We start from the raw sequence: 20,287 nt of genomic DNA, 5'->3' as shown, positions 1-20,287 counted from the left end.
CTACCACTTTTGGTGGGCTTTTTTGTATTCTAAAAGTCTTGTTTTTAAATTAAGTTAAAATGATTACTTTATTTTTACCAAAGTTTCTAATTAAGCGTATAATATTAAATGATCAGAAAACAAAAAATATTCACTAAAAGGAGGTTTTGCATTGGAAAATCAGAAAAAGCACTTTCAGATGAAGTCATCAAGTAAATTTTGGTTACTTAGCACTGGAATTCTTTTAAGTTTGTTAGTGACTAGTCACCCTTTAGCAGTAAAGGCTGATGAAAATTCGGCTGTTACCCCACCAAGTCAAACTGAAGCTGTCACCAATCCAACTGTAAATTCTTCTCTTGCCGCGTCTGATTCGACAACCGAAGGAAATACAGAAAGTTCACAGGCAGAAATGCAAACTAAAGCGGCGACCTCGCAACCTTCACAGGCGAGCACAACCCTAAGCGCCAGTTCAGTTTCATCATCTTCAACCAGTTCGGCTCAGGCTTCAAGTGTAGAAACAAGCTCTAATTCTTCAGAGGTTTCAGCTTCATTGAGTTCAAAGGCCTCAACTTCAAAAGCCCCAGGTGTTCCTCTTGATTCATCAAAAGCAAATGTCACAATTGCTTCAAGCCTATCGGCGAGCGGAACAATCATAAATCCTGCTCTCACAAATGGTTCAATTGCCAGCCAAGCCAATGGTCAAGACCCTGTCATAAGCTCGATTTCTGCGACAGGTTCAGTCGCCAATGATATTACGGGTCCGTCCACACTGGATGATGTCAATATTACAATCAAGGCTAACAACCTTGTTCCCAATAATTTTCTGACCCCAGACGGACTCCATTGGTCGGACAATACGCAGGTTATTCCAGTCAAAGGTCAAGCAACGGGTCAAATAAGCTCCGAAAACTTTGGTTTAACTGACGGTCCAACGACGCCGGCAACGAGCTATACTATGAACGCCGGGGATTCTGGACGAATTACCAATGTCGGAAGGACCCTAGCCGGAACTAATCTAGATTTGATCTACAAAGTCATTTCAACAGATGAATCAAGCTGGCAAGCCCCCAAAGAAAGTACGTCCGATTGTCCGATTGGATTGGCTTTTACAGGCGAACAAAACATTGCCAACTCTGACGGAAACTCGATTGTCGCCCTCTACTACGGGGCAAATAATGTCAACCTCAATTATCAAATTGTCGCCCATAACACGAATTTTCAAGTGCCAGTCCTTGCTTCGTTTATCACGACCGATATTGATATGGCTCAAGGAGTCAAGACTAACCTTGCCAATCTCTTAACCGTCATTCCAAAGACAACTAACCTTGCGACAGATAGTTCTAGTATTATTTATGATACAACAAGCCCTGATACCGACTTGAACGGTCAAGCTAGTCTCCCTTATGGCGGTTATCTGGGTATCGGTTTTCTGTCAAACTTTAACTATGTTTTTTATAGTCCAGCACCCGCTCGTAGTGGAGATTCTTATCAATATTCGCAAGGGGTTCGCTATGACCTCTTTGGTTCAGCGCTTCAAGCACATTTGGCGACCCAAGTCCGGGATATTGTTTATCTTAACTATTATGATGCGGACGAAAACAATCAGCTTATCGTTCCCCAACATCAATTTATCTGGTTTCCAAATGTTTCTTGGAATGTTCCAGTAAGTAATTTTCCGCATTATCAATACGGTTGGCAAAACCAAACGACCAAAGGAAACACGATAAATGTTAGTGATTATTATCATATCCAAAGTACCGTCACTTATGATTACTATGGTATGGACGGGGTTTATCTCGGTCAAGAATCCACCACGGGACTTTATAACAAACCTTATTCGGTCAATGTGCCTTATCAATTTGGCAATTACTATATTGAGGGCAATACGACGCGGTCTGGACTTTATCCGAAAACTGATGAAACGCTAAACGTTTACTACAAATATGTTCCACCGATTGTTTATTACAACACGAGCAATCCTTATGCGACGACTTATTATGCCAATGGCTACGAGTATGTGCCGAATTATATTGCGCCAGTGATTTATTATGCACCAACTTATGATAGTTATGATTATGGTGGAGGTTATGACTATGACAGAGGCACCTCTTATTCTGGTGGTTATGGTTATTCATCAGGAGGAGGATATAGTAATTCTAACGGAACTTACTATCCAAATTATGTACCACAATCTGCTTATTATTCTAAAGAAGCTCAACTTGTGGCGGAGGAAAGAGGATATGGCGGAGAACTTCCAGGCGGAGAAGATAGTGACAATTGGCTAGAAGGTGAGCTAGGGAGCCAATCAATCGGGATTAGCGGAGCTATCGGCTGGGCTAAATATGGTCCAGAATTAGCAGGAGCCTCTGATTTCGCCGGAGGTATCGGAGGAGGATTTTTAACCGCAGGAGTTGAACTAGCGACTGGGCATGATGCGAATGATGCTATGGCGAAAGGTTTTGCCAATGCGGGAATCACTTTGGCCGTTGGCACATTAGTTACTGGTGCAATTGCTGTGGCTGCGCCTGTAGCTGTAGCTGTTGGAGTAGGACTTGCAGTTTCCGCTGCTCTATCTTTTGGTTATGATTGGTTATATGACCATAGAAAGAGAAGAGGGTGAAATCCAATGTACTCTGATAAAGTTATAGTGGATATCGGTGGGAATGCTGATGATAGATATGGATATTCTTATAGAAGTAAGGAACTATTTATAAAAAGCAATAAAAAAATGACAGGCATGAGTATAATACCCGTTCTGATAATATCAGGAGCATTTCCGGCATCTGCGATGAATTTTGTAGAAAATCATTCTCTTGAAATTTCTCCTGTAGAATGGTTAGTTTTGACAACAGTTGCCTGTTTGCTTTTATCTTTTGTAGTAGCGATAATTTTATTATTTCTTTCGGAAAACTTTTTTAATTACAGAAACTTTGAAAAATTAGAAGATAGTAAAAAGGTAGAAAAACTTTATCAAATGCAGGACAGTAAAACAGGGGAAATCATTCTGATAGTTTTTGCTATGATTTGTGGAAGTGTGGGGATAACGTTAGCCGGTCTTTACATCGACTCAGGTGATGTAGGAATTTGGTTAATCTATATTACTGATTTAATTCTTGTGAATTTACTTGTGTATATCTACTGGATTTACATCAGGAGGGCAAGAAAATTTAGAACTTTAGCTCTCATGGAATTAAAAAAAGAACAGGAAATTGAAAAATGAAAGAAGAGATTGACGAAAATAAAGAAAAAGAAGTGATTCAAAAAGCTTATAAATACAATGGTTTGTTAGGAATCTGGATTATCGCTGTATTCATCAGTTTTTTACTACAAGTTGCAAAAATAATAACAGACTCATATCTAGTTTGGGGATTTGGTTTACTTATCCTGATTTATGCTATCGCTCTTCATGTTCAGAATCATAAATTAAGAATAAAAAGTATTGCTTCAATTTTAGTATATAGTCTCAATGTTTTGAGCGTGATTGGTGCTGTCTTGATCATTTTAGCCAATCAGGCACATAATCTTTTAGAGTTAGAGATAGGATTATTAGTAGGATTCGTGACAGTTATTTTGCAAGTTCTAGCCCTTGTATCTGCACTATTGGCAACAAGAAAATTACGAAAGCTCTATCCTGATGTTGTTGGCAATAGAAGAAAGAATATAAAATAATTTTTTTAACTAAATAATAATATAAAAAAATAGAAGAGCATAGGCTCTTCTATTTTTTATCATACCTCAATCCCATCGCATTGATTGAGACAATCACGGTTGAGATTGACATCAGGACTGCTGCAATGAGAGGGTCAATATAAATCCCTGTAAATGGATAAAGAATACCCGCTGCAACAGGAATAGCAATAATGTTATAGCCTGCTCCAAACCAGAGGTTTTGTTTCATTTTTCTAAGCATGCGTTTGGAGATATTAATCATATCCAGGACGTCACTTGGATTGGAGTTAACTAGGACGACATCAGCGGTACTGATAGCAACCGAAGTTCCTGCTCCAATCGCAAAACCAATCGTAGCAGTTGCAAGAGCTGGGGAATCATTGACACCATCACCAATGAAAAGCACGCCGGCTTTCTTTTGGTACTCTTTCACAATTTCTGCTTTATCTTCAGGTTTTAATTCCGCTCTAAATTCGGGAATATTTAGTGCACTAGCAATTTTTTGAGCAGTTTCTTTATTATCACCCGTGAGCATAACAGGGGTAATTCCTTGGGCTAATAAACCATTGATAAAGGCTTTCGCGTCTGCTTTAGGAGAATCTCCTAAGGCAATAAATCCTAAAACATCTTGTTGTTCATTGATTAGGAAAGATACAGTTAAACCTAAATCTAAATATTGAGCAATCTTTTGTTCATCATAAGAAAGTTGATTTTCACGAAGATATTTATAGTTAACAATTTGATAAAAGTTTTGATTAACTTGCCCTTTAATTCCAACTCCTGGAATATTTTCAACCGCTTCAACTTTTAGATTTTCAAGAGGTTTAGCAGCTGAAACGATTGATTGAGCAATCGGGTGAGTGGAACTTCCTTCAAGTGCTGCCATGATTTGGAGAATGTCTGTTTCATCAGTAAAATCAATAACATTACGAACAATAAACTTACCGTCAGTTAATGTTCCTGTTTTATCCATTAAGGCATATTTAATTGTATTTATTTTTTCCAAAGAGGTTCTGTTTTGAATTAATAAACCATTTTTAGCAGAAATACTGGTTAAGCGAGAAACAACAAGTGGAACCGCAAGACCTAAAGCGTGTGGACATGCAATTACAAAAACAGAAACCGCAAGAAGTAGAGCAAAACTAAAGTTAGAACTAATTGTCCAAAAAATTAATGAGAAGATACCGACAATAAGTGCGGCATAGAAAAGGTAACCAGCCACTCTATCTGCCATATTTTCCAAATTAGATTTTTGAGCTTGGGCTTTCTTGACTAATTCGGCCACTTGATTGAGAAATGAATCTTTTCCAAGGGTTGTGACTTTCATCTCAAATGGTTGGTTTTGATTGAGGGAACCACCATAAACAAGGTCATTTATTTTTTTATTGACTGCTCGGCTTTCACCAGTAATCATTGACTCATCAACGAGCGCTTCACTTAATATAAGGCCATCTGCAGGTATTTTTTCATTTTCTTTCACTAAAAGTAAATCGCCAACTTTTAGTTCTGAAAGCTCCACATCCTTCCCACTTTTTAAGTGAGCTTTTTTGGGAACAAGGCTTGCTAAATCTTTCAATGCATCGCCAGCACCCATGATTGCTTTCATCTCAATCAGGTGACCAATCAACATAATGACAATTAAAGTTGCCAGTTCAAACCAGAAGTTCATGCCCATATGTCCGTTAAGACTCATAATTGTGGCGTAAACAGAATAAGCATAGGCAACAGTAATTCCCATTGTAATCAGCATCATCATGGCTGGCTTACGGCTTTTTAATTCACCTTTTGCTCCGCTAAAAAAAGGAGTCCCAGAGTAAAAGAAGATAATTGTACCAAGGATGAGTTGCAAAATTTCACTTCCAGGAAATTTAAGGATAGTAAAGCCCGCGATTGGTGAAATGAGTAGAAGCGGAATCATTAGAATAATGGCAACTTTGAGCTTTTTACTCATATCACCCATATGCATCATGTGTCCTCCATGATTCATCATATCCATATTGTCCATATCATGCATATTATCCATATTGTGCATCTCATGGTTTTCGTGCTCCATATCCATCATTTCATGATTATGATGATGCTCAGACATCATTTCATCGTAATTAGACGAATGAGTTTTATTTGACATATTTTCCTCCTAAATGAATGCTTTGAATTTTCTATCTATATATAGTTTACAATTGTAAACTATCAAAGTCAAGGAAAAAAGTTGTATTCTATAAATGTTACAAAACAATAACTAAAAGGTTTCTTTTGTGACCTAAATGTGATATTATAATATATGTTTATAGCGATACTCAATAAAAAAGTATCGGCAAGGAGAGAATAAATGAAAAAAATACGGCCAGAAGTGACTACGGTTACCTCCAAGTCTCATTTTCGAACTTGGAAATCAGGGAAAAGTTGGTTATTTGCTACTTCAGCATTAGCTATAATTATCGTTTCAGGAACGATTACTGACCAAAATGTAAAAGCGGACACAGCAGTTGACAGTAGTCAGCAAATTAGTGGTATTACTGAGGTAACAAGTTATTCAGCACTAGCTTCATCGACAAATAGTGATGTAGCTGCTAGTCAAAATCAAGTTGCTTATGAACAAGCTAGTGACCAAAGTTCTAATAATTCACTGGCTAACACAGTAGAAACTGATACTGAGGGAATAACTTCAAATGTGTCAGATAGTAGCAATTCAATTAATGAAAGCCAAAATACGACAAGTACAGCGGTTATTCAAACTCCTACAAACAATATCGTATCGCTTGCAGATTCAAGCTCATCAAATGATAATGGCAGCAATTCTATATTAAGTTCTTCTAATGTTGCAGACAGCGTTGATTCGGCAGCTGTCTCTCAAAGTTCAACAAGTTCATCAGTAATTTTGAGTGAAAGTTCAGCAATTGATAGTGGTATTGGATCAACTTCTCAAAGTTCGGAAATGAATCTTGCGGGAAATAGTAGTGCTAATGCTTCAAGTGCTGCTGTTGCTTCTTTTACGGCTATTCTAGCGACTAATTCGTCTATGGTACTACCAATACTTACTCAGGCACTAGCTGCAGCAGCGCCTGCTACAACAAGTAGTTCAGCTATTCTTAACACAACACTCGGAGATCTTGTAAATCAAGCAATTTCAACAGTAGGAATTAGTGGTTTAGCAAATATTTTTAGCACACTTGGAACTTTTAATATTCCAGGAATGACTACAGCCGCGGCAGCTCTTAATGGTGTTGAACAAATCGTCAATATTGTTGGAAATATCCAGGAAGCAGCTGCTAATCCTGGAGCCTTTCTATTAAATGGAATAAAATCTGCAGGTTTAGATGTTAGCCAAATTCCATTAGTTGGAGGGCAGATTGTGGCAGCATTTAATGCTATCCCATCAATGAGCCCTGGTGCTATGCTTACTTTTCTTGAAAATCCAACAATTCCAGGACTTTCAAGTATTCCGGGGGCAAGTCTAGTACTAAGTCCAGTACTTAGCGCAATAAGTACTGTAACAAGTGGGATTGTTAATCAACTTAATACGACAACTTCCAATGCCTTGGGTGGTGTTAATTTTGATTTAGACACACTTGTCTCTCTTCAAGGAAATGATCTTGTCAACTACTTGGCTGGTTTAGTAGTTAATTCAGCGATTAATCGAGTAGGTCAAATTGCTTGGAGTCAATTATCTCCAACTATTAGTAATATTCCTCTTGTAGGTACTACAGTTAATAATGTTTTAAGCCCAATATTAAATAATCTTACTGGAGCATCTTTGGGAGAAGTTGCGAATTTAACGGGAGTTTCCAGCCTTCTTGACCAAGTAAATAATAGTTTGGGTAATCTTACAAGCCTTGGTTCAACAGCCTTAGCCACTATTGAGAACACAGTCCAAAATAGTCTAAACTCACTTGGTAATCTTCCTGCTGGTGCTTCGGATATTCTTAACCAAGTGCTCAATCAATTGCAAAATGCTATCAATAATATTGTTGAAAGTGCGACGGGGATTGTAAATAATTTACCAGGTCTTGGAGCTATCGAAAATGGTCTTTCGAACACTATTAGTCAAATACAAAATAATATTAATAATTTCGTTAATAATGCACTTAATGGAATAACGACAATTATCAATTCTTTAACTCCAAGTGTTGGTGCTTCAACAGTTAATCCAAATTCTAGTGCTAATAGTAGCCAATCAAGCAGTAGTGCCAGTTCTTCATCAAGTGCAGCTAGTAGTTCAACTTCATCTTCAAATGTATCAAGCAACACGAGTTCTAATTCTAGTGAAGCAAATACTTCAAGTTCGACTTCTAATGCTTCAAGCTCAAGCTCAGAGGGTTCAAGTGCTTCAAGTTCAAATTCTAGCGAAAGTAGTGCCACAAGTTCATCATCGGTAGACTCAAGTCAATCGAGTTCAGCTGGGGTAAATGGCTCAAGTTCAAGTTCAGAAGGTTCAAGTGCTTCAAGTTCAAATTCCAGCGAAAGTAGTGCCACAAGTTCATCATCGGTAGACTCAAGTCAATCGAGTTCAGCTGGGGTAAATGGCTCAAGTTCAAGCTCAGAGGGTTCAAACATTTCGAGTTCAAATTCCAGTGAAAGTAGCATTGCTAGTTCGTCTTCGGTAGACTCAAGTCAAACAAGTTCTGCTGGAGTAAATAGTTCAAATTCCAGTGAAAGTAGTATTGCCAGTTCATCTTCGGTGGACTCAAGTCAATCGAGTTCAGCTGGAGTAAATGGCTCAAGTTCAAGCTCAGAGAGTTCAAGCGTTTCTAGTTCAAATTCTAGTGAAAGTAGCATTGCTAGTTCATCTTCGGTAGACTCAAGTCAATCGAGTTCAGCTGGAGTAAATGGCTCAAGTTCAAGCTCAGAGGGCTCAAGCGTTTCTAGTTCAAATTCTAGTGAAAGTAGCATTGCTAGTTCGTCTTCGGTAGACTCAAGTCAAACAAGTTCAGCTGGAGTAAATAATTCAAATTCCAGTGAAAGTAGTATTGCCAGTTCATCTTCGGTAGACTCAAGTCAATCAAGTTCAGCTGGAGTAAATGGCTCAAGTTCAAGCTCAGAAGGTTCAAGTGCTTCAAGCTTAAGTTCAAGCGAAAGTAGTATGACAAGTTCTGGTGGGACAAGTGATTCAAATTCAAACACTGGTCAAACTAGTACTACAAGTTCATCTTCTGAAAATTCAAGTCATTCGAGTTTGAGTTCAAATGAATCAAGTAGTGCAAGTTTGACTTCATCTGAGTCAAGTGGTTCAACAACAGCTTCAAGTATGTTGACTAATCCAAATTTACAATCTAATGATAAAAATGGCTCAAGTCTAACTTCAAATAGTTCGTATACTTCAGAAATGAAACTAAATAACTTGAGTGACTCAAATTTACCTTCGAATGAAGCAAAAGTTTTGACTTTAATTTCTAAGCTATCAAGTAGTCCAAGTCTTTCAAGTTCATTAAGCGCAACGAGCTTGCAAATTGTACCAACTGTAACGAAAGAAGAGCTTCCCAAAACAGGTGCTGATGACGATTTAAGTTTAGTATTAGCAGAATTGGGATTAGGCTTAGTGGCAACGTTAACTATTGGAAAAGTTAAATATAAAAAAAGGTTTTGAGTAGTATATTTTAATTAAGGACTTCTTTTCTTTGGAAAGAAGTTTCTTTTTAATTTGGAAATTCTTCATTTATTAAAAATTACGAACAATTTAAAATAAATAAAGAAAAATGAATGATGATGATTAGAGGTTGAAAGTTAGCTTATGGTATAATAGTTCTATGAACTTGATAGATGGAAAAGCACTTGCTGCTAAAATGCAAGCTGAGTTGAAAGTTAAAGTCGATAAATTAAAAGAAGCGGACAATGTTCCAGGTCTTGCCGTTATTCTTGTGGGCGAAGATCCTGCGAGTCAAATTTATGTCCGAAATAAAGCACGACAAGCCACAGCAATTGGTTTAAATTCTAGTGTGGTTCGTCTACCAGAAACTGTGTCAGAACAAGAACTGTTAGATTTAATTGAACAGTATAATCAGTCAGAACAATGGCATGGTATTTTGGTACAATTGCCATTGCCAGAACATATTTCTGAAGAAAAGGTTTTACTAGCTATTGATCCAGAAAAAGATGTGGATGGCTTTCACCCAATGAATATGGGACGTTTGTGGTCTGGGAATCCTTTGATGATTCCCTCAACTCCAGCCGGTATTATGGAAATGTTCCGTGAATATAATGTGGAACTTTCTGGTAAACGTGCAGTTGTGATTGGTCGTTCAAATATCGTCGGAAAACCAATGGCGCAATTATTAATGATGGCTGATGCTACTGTGACAATTGCTCATTCAAAAACAGAAAACTTGCGCGAATTGACTAAGGAAGCTGATATTTTGGTGGTTGCTATTGGCCGTGACCGGATGATTAAAGCTGAGGATGTCAAAGAAGGTGCAGTTGTAATTGATGTTGGGATGAACCGTGATGAAGATGGAAAACTTCATGGCGATGTTGATTTTGATGAAGTAAAAGATGTTGCAAGTTTGATTACCCCTGTTCCTGGTGGAGTTGGTCCGATGACGATTACAATGCTCATGGAACAGACAGTTCGTGCAGCAAGTAGAAAAATGAATGAAAATAAATAGTTAATTAATAAAAGAGTAACTAAGTTTATAGTAATTTCTAAGGACTTATTTTTAAGTTAGAAGTTTTTTGAAGATAAACTTTTTACTTTTTTTCGATTTTAGCAGTAGAAATTTTATTAACAGAATAATTAGTAAAAAGATTAATTGAGAACTAAAGAGTGAGGGAATGACAGAATATTTATCAGTATCAACCTTAACAAAATATTTAAAAGCGAAATTTGACCGTGATCCATATCTTGAACGGGTTTATTTGACAGGAGAAATTTCAAATTTTAGAAGAAGACCAAATCATCAATATTTTGCACTTAAAGATGAGGGCGCTGTGATTCAAGCTACGATGTGGGCGGGACAATTTCGCAAATTAGACTTTGAATTAGAAGAGGGGATGAAAGTTTTGGCTGTTGGTCGAATCAGTATTTATCCACCTTCTGGCTCTTATTCTATAAATATTGAAAGTTTAGTTCCAGATGGCGTTGGAGCTCTTGCGGTTAAGTTTGAACAGTTGAAGAAAAAGCTGACTGCTGAAGGGCTATTTGAACAACGTTGGAAACAAACTTTGCCACAATTTTCTAAGAAAATAGCTGTGGTAACTAGCCCGTCAGGAGCGGTCATTCGAGATATTATTACGACGGTTCAACGTCGTTTTCCGATGAGTCAAATCATTCTTTATCCGACAAAAGTTCAAGGACAAGGTTCGGCTGAAGAAATTGCTGGAAATATCCGTCGAGCTAATGAACGTGGTGATTTTGATGTCATGATTATTGGTCGTGGTGGCGGTTCTATCGAAGATTTATGGGGATTTAATGAAGAAATTGTGGTTCGAGCAATTTTTGAATCACGTATTCCAATTATTTCATCGGTTGGGCATGAAACAGATGTGACTTTAGCCGATTTTGTTGCTGATAGTCGTGCAGCGACTCCAACTGCAGCAGCCGAATTAGCAACACCAAATACGAAGGTTGATTTAATAAATTGGACGAATGAGCAGGAAAAACGACTTTTTAACCGCTTAACACATTTAATTAAAATAAGGCGTGAACGAGTAGATAAATTAAGCCAGTCAGTAGTTTTTAGACAGCCAGAACGCTTGTACGATGGACACTTACAAAAACTTGACCGTCTGTGTGAACGTTTGTCAGTGCTGACGGAAAATAAAGTTGCAAATATGAAACACCGTTATGAGCTGTCAGCTGGGAAATTAATTCCGACTTACGGAAAGATAGTTGAAGCTAAAAAGAATAAGACGGAGCAACTTTATCAGTCTTTACTTTTATTAGATATCTCGAAAATAAAAGCGCGTGGTTTTTCCCTCGTTACTGACGAAAAGGGAAAGATTATTAAATCCGTAAGTGATGTGAAAAAAGGTCAGACTTTAGATGTTGAATTGACTGACGGAAAAGTAATAGTGGAGGTAAAATAATGGCAACTAAAAAAGAAGATGTAAAATTTGAAGATAATTTGGTAGAGTTAGAAAATATTGTTCGTAAGTTAGAATCTGGTGATGTAGCGTTGGAAGATGCTATTGCTGAATTTCAAAAAGGAATGAAAATTTCGGAAACTTTGAAAAAAACACTCAATGAAGCGGAAGAAACATTAGTAAAAATAGTTGGAAAAAATGATCAGGAGAGTGATTTCTCTCCGGAACAGAAAGACTACTAAAATAAAAAACCTTTGATTTTTCAAGGTTTTTTATTTTAAACAAAATTTTACTGACAAAAAAGCCTATTATTCTAATATCAATCTTATTTATTATATACTAATAGTAGATAGAGTTATGGTCAAGTCTTTTATAGAAAGAGTAGATTAAATGAAGAAAAAATTTGTATTAGCGCCAGATTCTTTCAAAGAAAGTTTGAGTGCGCTGGAAGTTTGTCAAGCAATGGAAAAAGGAATTAAAAAAGTATTTCCTAAGGCTGAAATAATTTCTATGCCAATGGCTGATGGTGGTGAGGGAACAACAGATGCTTTGATTGATGCAACGGGTGGACGACGGGTATATAAAAAAGTACAAGGTTCATTTGCAAATACAAATGTAGAGGCCTATTTTGGTATTTTGGGAAACTCAAATACGGCGGTCATTGAGATGGCAAAGGCAAATGGTCTGGAATTGGTTGCTTTGGAAGATAGAAATCCATTGATTACATCAACCTATGGAACAGGACAATTAATTAAGGCTGCAATGGATGAAGGAGTAGATAAAATCATCATTGGCATTGGTGGAAGTGCGACTAATGACGGTGGCTCTGGAATGGCTCGTGCTTTGGGAGCTAAATTTTTAAATAAAGACCAAGAAGAGATTCCACTTGGTGGAGGTTTCCTTAAAGAAGTTAGAACAATTGATATGAGTGATTTTGACCCAAGAGTGGAAGAAATTGAAATATTAATTGCTACTGATGTCACCAATCCTTTAACCGGAAATAATGGCGCTTCTTATGTTTTTGGACCACAAAAGGGAGCAACTGAGGAAATGGTCAAAGTATTGGATGAAAACTTGAAGCATTATGCAGAAATTGTTCATAATGATCTGGGGAAAGATGTTAAAAATAAACCGGGAGCTGGTGCAGCAGGTGGTTTGGGAGCAGGTTTGCTTGCTTTTACCAATGCAAAAATGCAATTAGGAATTGAGCTTGTTGCACAAACAATATACTTAGAAGATAAAATTAAAGAAGCTGATTATGTATTTACAGGTGAAGGTGGGATGGATTATCAGACAAAATTTGGTAAAGCACCTTATGGCGTCTGTAAAATTGCTAAAAAATACAAGAAACCTTGCTTTGCTTTGGCAGGATATATTGGGGATGGAGCAGATGTTCTTTATGAGGAAGGAATGACCGCTATTTTTGGTATTTTGAGTCAAGCACAATCTTTGTCAGATGCCTTGGCTGACGGCGCAAAGAACGTTGAGCGAGCGAGTGAAAATATTACAAGAGTATTAGCAATGAGTGAGCAAAAGGCTCACTTATAAAAAGGGAATGGATTTAAAAAATAAAAAAATTTCCTCAAATCATCACGGTTTTTAGCCGTGAATTTTGGTATAATTAGGGTAATGGATACGAAGATACTAAAGTTAGAAGACTTTTTAACTGAATTTTATGAAAGCGCTGAATTTCCAACTGGCTTAGCCGAATCAGCAAAATATTCTTTATTGGCAGGCGGTAAACGAATTCGCCCCCTCCTTTTTTTAAACCTATTAGAGGCTTTTGATTTAGAATTGAGTAAGGCTCATTATCATGTGGCAGCCGCACTTGAGATGATTCATACGGGTTCTTTAATCCATGATGACTTACCAGCAATGGATAATGATGATTATCGTCGAGGGCAGTTAACTAATCACAAGAAATTTGACGAGGCAACTGCAATTTTAGCTGGTGATACTTTATTTTTTGACCCTTTCTTTATCCTTTCAACTGCTGATTTATCCGCAGAAATAATAGTAGCGTTGACGCGTGAATTGGCCTTTGCTTCAGGTTCTTATGGAATGGTTGCGGGTCAAATCTTGGATATGGCTGGTGAAGGAAAAGAGTTGACATTGGCTGAAATTGAGCAGATTCATCGCTTGAAAACTGGGCGACTTTTAACTTTTCCTTTTGTAGCTGCTGGAATTGTTGCTCAAAAATCAACTGATGAAGTTGAAAAACTTCGTCAAGTGGGGCAAATTTTGGGATTGTCTTTTCAAATTCGAGACGATATTTTAGATGTCACAGCAACTTTTGCTGAGCTTGGAAAAACACCAGGTAAGGATATTTTAGAGGAAAAATCAACATATGTTGCTCATTTAGGACTTGAGGGAGCAAAAAAATCACTGACAGAAAATTTGTCAGAAGTTAAAAAATTACTGACAGACTTATCAGTTACTGACAGCTCTGAAATTTTTAAAATTATTGAGCAATTGGAAGTGAAATAAAAAAAATAGAAATATAAAAAGAAATTATTAGTTACATTTCTAAGAAAAATACGTATAATTACTATAAAGAAAGATCTACATGAAAGAAAGAATTGACGTACTTGCCACGAATCAAGGTTTGTTTGAAACACGAGAGCAGGCCAAAAGAGGAGTAATGGCTGGTCTAGTTGTTGATAGTAAATCAGGAGAACGTTACGATAAACCTGGTCAGAAAATTGATGATGGAACAGAACTTCGTCTTAAAGGTGAAAAGTTAAGATATGTTAGTCGAGGAGGGTTAAAATTAGAAAAGGCTCTTAAAGAATTCCATTTAGAAATTAATGGAAAAACTTGTCTTGATATTGGTTCTTCAACTGGTGGTTTTACTGATGTAATGCTTCAAAATGGTGCCAAATTAGTCTATGCTTTAGATGTTGGAACCAATCAATTGGCTTGGAAAATTCGCTCAGATGAACGCGTTGTCGTTATGGAACAATTTAATTTCCGAAATGCTGTTTTAGCTGACTTTGAACAAGGAAGACCGTCATTTACTAGTATAGATGTTAGTTTTATTTCTTTAGATTTAATTCTACCGCCACTTTATGAAATTTTGGAGGAAAATGGCGAAGTAGCAGCTCTTATTAAACCGCAGTTTGAAGCGGGACGTGAACAAGTCGGAAAAAATGGAATTATTCGTGACCCTAAAGTTCACCAAATGACTATTGAAAAAGTTTTAAAAACAGCCACTCAACTTGGTTTTTCAGTAAAAGGTTTGACCTTTTCGCCAATCAAGGGTGGGGCTGGAAACGTTGAATTTCTTGTCCATTTACTTAAAGATGGAAAAGCAGAAATTGCTCAGCAGGTTAATATTGAATCAGTTTTACAAAAAGAAAGTGAAGAACTATGAAAAGAGAAGACCGATTAAACTTTATTGCTCAATTTATCCGTGAAAACGAAATTAAAACGCAAGAAGAACTTGTGAATACCCTCTTAACTCATGGAATTGACGTTACTCAAGCGACCGTTTCCCGCGATATTAAATCACTTGCCCTAATCAAGGTGCCAGCTGAATCTGGTGGTTATCGTTATGATTTACCAAAAAACAAGGAAGTTTTACAGTCAAGCCTTCATAAAGCCTTAGCTTTTGATGCAATTACGGGAACAAAAATCAAAGATAATATGCTCTGGATTCTTGCTAATCCAGGGACAACTAGTCTTGTGAAAAATTATCTTTTGGAAGAATATAGCGATGATATTTTTTCAATCATTATTGATGATGATAGTGCTTTAGTTATTTTTGAAACGGAAGAAGATGCTAAAAATCTTTATAATTTACTGACAAGAATATTGTGACAAAATTCTGCTGATTATTTTGAGCGAATTAATAGCTGTCAGTAAAAAAAGAATCAAAGTAGGAAAGATAAGGTTATTAGGTTACTGATAGCCTTGTCATTTATTTTTGAGAAAGGAAATTTTGATGTTACAAGAGATTTCAATCAAAAATTTTGCAATTATTGAAGAAATTCATCTATCCTTTGAGAGTGGAATGACGATTTTAACTGGGGAAACTGGTGCGGGAAAATCAATAATTATTGATGCAATGTCTTTATTATTAGGTGAGCGTGCTTCGAGTGATTTTGTGCGACATGGGGCAAACAAAGCCGAAATAGAAGGTCTCTTTTTCTTTGATAAAACTCCAGAATTGAAGGCGGTATTATTAGAACTTGGCTTTGAAGAAGTAGATTCTGAAATTATTTTAAGACGTGAGATTTTTGCTAATGGTCGTTCCGTTTGTCGAATCAATGGTCAAATGGTTAATTTAGCTACGCTAAGACAAGTGGGTGAATTATTAGTTGATATTCATGGTCAACACGATAGCCAAGAATTGATGAATCCGAAAAGCCATCTTCGTTTACTTGATGAATTTGGTGACGAAGTCTTTGATCAGATAAAAAATAATTACAAACTCAAATTTGAAAACTTCAAAAATTTGCGTCAACAGCTCAATCTACGACAAAAAAATGAGCAAGAATTTGCTCAAAGAATTGAAATTCTTCAATTTCAGGCTGAAGAAATTGAAGCGGCGGAAATTAATCTTGAAGAAGATGAACAATTAGTTAATCGCCGAGAAAAGTTAAATAATATTAAAAATATTGCTGATTCGCTTAGTAGTGCTTATCTAGCGCTTGATGATGAAGATAATGATTATTCAAGTCTTAATAATATCCGAACAACAATGACAGAATTGGATAAAATTAGTAATTTTGATAATGACTATCAAGAACTTGCTGACAAGACAGCTGAAAGTTATTATGTATTAGAAGAAGTTGCTAATCAAATTCAAAGAATCATGAGTGATTTAGAATTTAATCCAGCTGAGCTTTTACAAATTGAAGACCGGATTATGACCTTGACCACTTTGAAAAAAAAATATGGCCCAGAACTGTCCGATGTGATGAACTATTTAGAGAAAGTCCAACTCGAACTCTCAGAACTGACGGGTTCAGAAAATGACTCAGAAAATCTAGAAAATTCAGTTAAAGTTGCACAAGTTCAACTCATTGAAGCAAGTAAAAAACTTAATGAAGCACGCCATAAAATTGCCAAAGAAGTTGAAAAAGATATTAAACACGAACTTTCTGAGCTTTATATGGAAAAAGCTGATTTCAAAGTTAGTTTTGAAGGGGCAAAGTTTTCGCCAAACGGGAATGAGCATGTTGAATTCTTTATTCAAACCAATCCGGGAGAAGGATTTAAACCGCTGGCAAAAACAGCTTCGGGTGGTGAACTTTCACGTTTAATGCTCGCCATAAAATCAAGCTTTTCAAGACGTGAAAATAAAACAGCCATTGTTTTTGATGAGGTCGATACTGGTGTTTCTGGTCGTGTTGCTCAAGCGATTGCTAATAAAATATATAAAATTGCTAGGCATGGACAAGTTCTTGCAATTTCTCACCTTCCACAAGTTGTGGCCATTGCCGACAGACAATTTTATATTGAAAAAGCTTCAACCAATGACATTACTACTTCCACAGTTAGAAAATTAAACGCTGAAGAAAGAGTAAATGAAATTGCGAAAATGCTTGCTGGTGAAGATTTAACTAAAGAAGCCTTAGCTCAGGCTAAACGTTTATTGAGCAAATAAATCGAATATTATTAAGAAAAAGTCTTGATTTTTAATCAGGGCTTTTTATCTTTTAGATGACAAAATCATAATTTGTGTAAAATTGCAACCACAAATGTGTATATACCGAAAATAATAAATGTTAAAATTAAATTGTAGTTACACTATTAAAAATATTGGAGTATATGTGAAAGTAAATAAAATTTGGCTTTTAATCATTTTGGTCTGTTTGTTTTTTTCAATTTATGGGCATTATAATCAAAATTATTTTTTCTTGTTCGTAGGTATTGTTGGTGCCTGTGCGGGAATAATCTGTATGTTATGCGAAATGCTGATCCAAATTCTTAGAAATCAAAAGATAAAAAAATAAATTTTAAAAAGCTAGTTTTCGATAAATTTCTTTGATTTGTTAGCAAATGTTACTGACAAGCCTTTTGAAAAAGGCTAGAATATCTTTATATACTATGTGCCAACTTCCAAGTCAGAGAGCCATAGATAAAAACGCCTTCTCCTATATAAGATAAGAGCGTTTTTATTATAAATTTGAAGCCTCAATTTATTGGGGCTTTTTATCTCCAAAGGAGATATTATGAAGTAAAATTAGATTTTTTACCATTAAGAACTTCTGTTAAAGTTCTTTTATGAATTAAACTCAATATGTTATAATGAGATATCAACCATAGTACTGAAAGGAGAGGTTTGTAATTTAAAAACTGAAGTCGTATTTTATAATTTAGGAGTTAAAAATGAGTAAAACACGTTTAGAAGCATTTACGGATGCTGTCATCGCAATTATCATGACTGTCTTAGTTTTAGAATTGGTCCGTCCAGATTCAGATAGCTTACAAAGTTTTATTGCTTTACTTCCGCATCTGGGTGTCTATTTTGTAAGTTTTTTTATACTGGCTATTTACTGGGTCAATCACCATCATCTTTTTCAAAGCATCAAAAGAATTAATGGAAAAGTTCTATGGATAAATATTAGTTTTCTTTTTGTCTTATCACTTATTCCTATTTTTTCTAACTGGGTATCAATCTATCCTAATTCATTTATCCCAGAATTAGGCTATGTGATTATCTTTTTCTTCGGGAATTTTATTTATCTACTTTTGACAAGAGAATTATTGAAAATCAATGGACATCGTAAAACGTCTGAGACAACGATTAGAAAAAATATCCTAAGTGTTGTGCTCAATATTGTCAGCATTTTATTAGGTTATTTTATAGCTCCAGTAATCATGCTTGTTGGTTCAGCCTTAATTTTTTCAATGTGGGTGATTCCAGATAAAAATATTGAAAAAATGTTTAAATAATCTTTTAATAAAAATATGAGTTTACTTAATAAAAAAGTTTGGAATAAATAACTGACCTTCTGTCAGTAAATAATATTATAAGTAAAGAGGAATAACAATGATTAAAGCATACATCAAATATTGGAAAAAAGCAGGAGATTTAAAATCTTATTCAAATCGTTCTGATTATTGGTGGGTTTTCTTGACTAATTCAATCATATTTGCGATTCTCAGCATTTTAAACTTTATGGTGACAATCCCAAAAGCTGGTAAAATAATGAGCCAATCTGCAACTTTATCACAAAAAGAAATTATTCAACAGGTGACAGACTTATATGCCAAGCCCACGGGTGGAGCATTAGTAATAATTATTGTTACAGCTCTCATTGGCCTAGCTATTCTTGTTCCTAATATCAGTTTGACAGCTCGTCGTTTACGTGATGCTAGGTTTCCTTGGTGGATTGCTCTTGTTTTTGGAGTAGCTGCAATTTATGGGCTGGTTACAATGTTTATTCATCAAGATCTTCTAGCAAAAATGGGTTATTTTGTTGGATTTATCAATTTCATTATTTATATTCTTTGCCTTTTTCCAACCAAATATGGCATTGACGAAGAAGATGATTCAAGAACTTATGAATAATTAAAAAAATAGAGAGGTAAAATATGGTTCAAGCTTATAAAAAATTTTGGCTGGGAGCTTTCACTTTCAATAAAAAAACCAGTCGTAAAGATTTTTGGTCAGCCTTATTAACTCATATCATAATATTTGTCATCTTGTTTAAAGCTTATCATTTCTTTAATCTACTAGATTTTTATCAACTAACGACTTTATGGCAAACTTTTGCTTCATTCTTTCAATTAATATTTAATCTATATTTCTTTGGAAGTTTATTGTCCTTCATTGCTCTAACTGTTCGGAGATTGAATGATGCAGATTTACCTTGGGGACTTATTTTTCTTAATTTTATCCTTGGTCTAGGAACTCTTGTGCTCTTGATACTTAACCTATTTCCAAGTTCGCCTAGAGCTTTAAAATTCAAGGAATACGAGATTAATTCTTCTCAAGAATTTAATAATTTACCAGAGACAAAGACATTATCAGGTATATTCAAGGACTATTTCAAAAATTACTTTGAATTTCGCGGAAGAACGACAAGAAGAAATTTTTGGTGGATGCAACTGTTTTGGGGGCTGACCGTTATTCTTTTTCTGTTTTTAATCTATCTTTTCAATCAATTTGAACAAATAATGTTTGGCTACAATTTTATTGGTAGTATGGTCTTGCGTTTGTTCTTTTTCCTATTTATCTTAGGAACATTTTTCCCACAACTTACGATTCATGTAAGACGCTTAAGAGATGCTGGTTTGAGTAATTTAGGACTATCACTTTTATTAGGTGGAACAAGTGGAATATTAATTTTTTATCAAATGTTCACGAAGACATTAAAAATAACATATACAACTGGTCACTATCAATTAGTTCAATATCTCTTATTTTTACTTTTAATGATTGCAGTATTGAGTTTAATTCTTGTAGAAGTAATGGCGACAGGAGAATTAAAAACAAATAAAAAAAATTCTTTATTTGAAAAAATAGACTGATTAATTTCAGTCTATTTTTAGTATTAATTGTTAAACTATAAAAAGTCATGTTTACACAACTTGTAAATTGAATTGACATCAAAGAAGCCAGTAATAGATACAAATGCAGTTCACGTAAGCCTTTTCATTAAAAAAATCT

The 20,287-nt window shown here is 35.6% G+C and carries 16 protein-coding genes; 15 read left to right on the top strand and 1 reads right to left on the bottom strand.

The features are described 5' to 3' along the window. Nucleotides 1–151 precede the first annotated feature (151 nt). From LDP15_RS05240 to LDP15_RS05230, 3 genes are read left to right on the top strand one after another with little or no spacing between them, the layout of a single operon-like run. The gene (locus tag LDP15_RS05240; RefSeq protein WP_015426151.1) at nt 152–2,599 is read left to right on the top strand and encodes a hypothetical protein; all 2,448 of its coding nucleotides are present in this window, start codon (nt 152–154) and stop codon (nt 2,597–2,599) included. Nucleotides 2,600–2,605: 6 nt separating this feature from the next. Beyond that, entirely contained in the window at nt 2,606–3,199 is a 594-nt protein-coding gene (locus LDP15_RS05235) for a hypothetical protein (protein WP_010905589.1), read from the top strand. Then, complete coding sequence (locus LDP15_RS05230; protein ID WP_003131340.1) at nt 3,196–3,648, top strand: hypothetical protein; 453 nt, start codon at nt 3,196–3,198, stop codon at nt 3,646–3,648. The genes LDP15_RS05235 and LDP15_RS05230 overlap by 4 nt, the downstream gene beginning before the upstream one ends. 49 nt (nt 3,649–3,697) lie before the next feature. On the opposite strand, the gene LDP15_RS05225 is transcribed toward LDP15_RS05230, so the two are convergent. Beyond that, the gene (locus LDP15_RS05225; protein WP_015426152.1) at nt 3,698–5,776 is read right to left on the bottom strand and encodes a heavy metal translocating P-type ATPase; all 2,079 of its coding nucleotides are present in this window, start codon (nt 5,774–5,776) and stop codon (nt 3,698–3,700) included. Nucleotides 5,777–5,977: 201 nt separating this feature from the next. On the opposite strand from LDP15_RS05225, the gene LDP15_RS05220 reads away from it, so the two are divergent. The 12 genes from LDP15_RS05220 to LDP15_RS05165 all read left to right on the top strand — a co-directional run bounded on the left by LDP15_RS05220 (nt 5,978) and on the right by LDP15_RS05165 (nt 20,148). Continuing rightward, on the top strand, nt 5,978–9,232 hold the full coding sequence (locus LDP15_RS05220) for a KxYKxGKxW signal peptide domain-containing protein (protein ID WP_225513317.1): 3,255 nt from the start codon (nt 5,978–5,980) through the stop codon (nt 9,230–9,232). A gap of 160 nt (nt 9,233–9,392) precedes the next feature. After that, nucleotides 9,393–10,247, top strand: a complete 855-nt coding sequence (locus LDP15_RS05215) for a bifunctional methylenetetrahydrofolate dehydrogenase/methenyltetrahydrofolate cyclohydrolase (protein ID WP_015426154.1) — start codon at nt 9,393–9,395, stop codon at nt 10,245–10,247. A gap of 166 nt (nt 10,248–10,413) precedes the next feature. Continuing rightward, entirely contained in the window at nt 10,414–11,667 is a 1,254-nt protein-coding gene (xseA, locus tag LDP15_RS05210; RefSeq protein WP_015426155.1) for an exodeoxyribonuclease VII large subunit, read from the top strand. Beyond that, nucleotides 11,667–11,906 carry an exodeoxyribonuclease VII small subunit gene (locus tag LDP15_RS05205; protein ID WP_015426156.1) on the top strand — a complete coding sequence of 80 codons (240 nt, stop codon included), beginning with the start codon at nt 11,667–11,669 and terminating at the stop codon, nt 11,904–11,906. Before xseA ends, LDP15_RS05205 begins: the two co-directional genes overlap by 1 nt. 148 nt (nt 11,907–12,054) lie before the next feature. Next, nucleotides 12,055–13,212: a glycerate kinase gene (locus LDP15_RS05200; protein WP_015426157.1), complete on the top strand. Its 1,158-nt coding sequence runs from the start codon at nt 12,055–12,057 to the stop codon at nt 13,210–13,212. A gap of 81 nt (nt 13,213–13,293) precedes the next feature. Then, entirely contained in the window at nt 13,294–14,151 is an 858-nt protein-coding gene (locus LDP15_RS05195; RefSeq protein WP_042230207.1) for a polyprenyl synthetase family protein, read from the top strand. 79 nt (nt 14,152–14,230) lie between these two features. Further along, a complete protein-coding gene (locus tag LDP15_RS05190; protein ID WP_015426159.1) occupies nt 14,231–15,037 on the top strand; it encodes a TlyA family RNA methyltransferase in 807 nt (268 codons plus the stop codon). After that, nucleotides 15,034–15,483 carry an arginine repressor gene (locus LDP15_RS05185; RefSeq protein WP_225513316.1) on the top strand — a complete coding sequence of 150 codons (450 nt, stop codon included), beginning with the start codon at nt 15,034–15,036 and terminating at the stop codon, nt 15,481–15,483. Before LDP15_RS05190 ends, LDP15_RS05185 begins: the two co-directional genes overlap by 4 nt. Nucleotides 15,484–15,607: 124 nt before the next feature. Next, complete coding sequence (gene recN, locus LDP15_RS05180) at nt 15,608–17,275, top strand: DNA repair protein RecN (protein ID WP_015426161.1); 1,668 nt, start codon at nt 15,608–15,610, stop codon at nt 17,273–17,275. Nucleotides 17,276–18,000: 725 nt separating this feature from the next. Next, complete coding sequence (locus LDP15_RS05175) at nt 18,001–18,567, top strand: TMEM175 family protein (RefSeq protein ID WP_003131353.1); 567 nt, start codon at nt 18,001–18,003, stop codon at nt 18,565–18,567. A 97-nt stretch (nt 18,568–18,664) separates the two neighbouring features. Beyond that, complete coding sequence (locus tag LDP15_RS05170) at nt 18,665–19,186, top strand: DUF805 domain-containing protein (protein ID WP_015426163.1); 522 nt, start codon at nt 18,665–18,667, stop codon at nt 19,184–19,186. A 23-nt stretch (nt 19,187–19,209) separates the two neighbouring features. Then, on the top strand, nt 19,210–20,148 hold the full coding sequence (locus LDP15_RS05165) for a DUF805 domain-containing protein (RefSeq protein WP_015426164.1): 939 nt from the start codon (nt 19,210–19,212) through the stop codon (nt 20,146–20,148). The last annotated feature ends 139 nt before the right edge of the window (nt 20,149–20,287 follow it).

It is taken from the genome of Lactococcus sp. SK2-659, assembly GCF_020218185.2.
GTDB classification, from domain to species: Bacteria; Bacillota; Bacilli; order Lactobacillales; family Streptococcaceae; genus Lactococcus; species Lactococcus lactis.
This window is presented reverse-complemented; position numbering and strand designations above follow the sequence as displayed.